Annotated in this window: 2 rRNA genes; both read left to right on the forward strand. The window is 46.0% G+C overall.

The features are described 5' to 3' along the window. A 23S ribosomal RNA gene (locus G496_RS0117410) occupies positions 1-320 on the forward strand; the annotation flags it as partial. A gap of 39 nt (positions 321-359) precedes the next feature. Beyond that, positions 360-474: ribosomal RNA gene (gene rrf, locus G496_RS0117415) — 5S ribosomal RNA — on the forward strand. The last annotated feature ends 454 nt before the right edge of the window (positions 475-928 follow it).

Raw genomic sequence — 928 nt, forward strand, 5'->3', positions numbered from 1 at the left:
GGTTTAAAACGTCGTGAGACAGTTTGGTCCCTATCTACCGTGGGCGTAGGAGAATTGAAAAGGGGCTGCCCCTAGTACGAGAGGACCGGGGTGGACGAACCTCTGGTGTTTCTGTTGTCGCGCCAGCGGCACTGCAGAGTAGCTATGTTCGGAAGGGATAACCGCTGAAAGCATCTAAGCGGGAAGCCTGCCTTGAGATTAGTTCTCCCTATGCTTAGCATCTAAAGATTCCAGGTAGACCACCTGGTTGATAGGCCGGAGGTGTAAGAGCTGTGAAGCTCTCAGCTGACCGGTACTAATAAATCGTGAGTCTTATCTTTCTTCTCTTCCCTATTTTACTATATATTTTAAATATTTGTCCTTGCGACCATAGAGGAGGGGCCACACCCGATCCCATTCCGAACTCGGAAGTTAAGCCCTCCATCGCCAATGATACTGCTAGGTAGCTAGTGGGAAAGTAGGTCGTCGCAAGGACTTTTTTTTAAGCCCTGAGTTTTTTACTCAGGGCCTTTTTTTTTGCCCTCTGATAAGATCTCACACATCAAAACCGTAAATTTCTTCCTCTTGGTATACCGCAAACGACCTCATCAAAATACCACTGGATTCAAGACTCTCCGGAAAGAATCCTTACAATCAAAATAGGTACTGTGGATAAGATACTAAAATGTACGCAATCTAAAGATTAACTGCGGTGGTAGGCTCAGTTGGTTCTATGCACTTAATGGAAATGACTATCCGTTTGTGAACTGCTTGGTCTTGCAAAAAAAGAAGCAGGGGTGGTTTCTAAGCTGCCTATCCGGCAGTGAACTATCCGGCGCGGTTATCGAAGTCAGTCAATCATTTCTAAGCTGCCTATCCGGCAGTGAACCTGTTGTCTGAAAGGTAATAGATTCATCTGCTTTTCTAAGCTGCCTATCCGGCAGTGAAC

The organism is Maridesulfovibrio bastinii DSM 16055 (assembly GCF_000429985.1).
GTDB classification, from domain to species: Bacteria; Desulfobacterota; Desulfovibrionia; order Desulfovibrionales; family Desulfovibrionaceae; genus Maridesulfovibrio; species Maridesulfovibrio bastinii.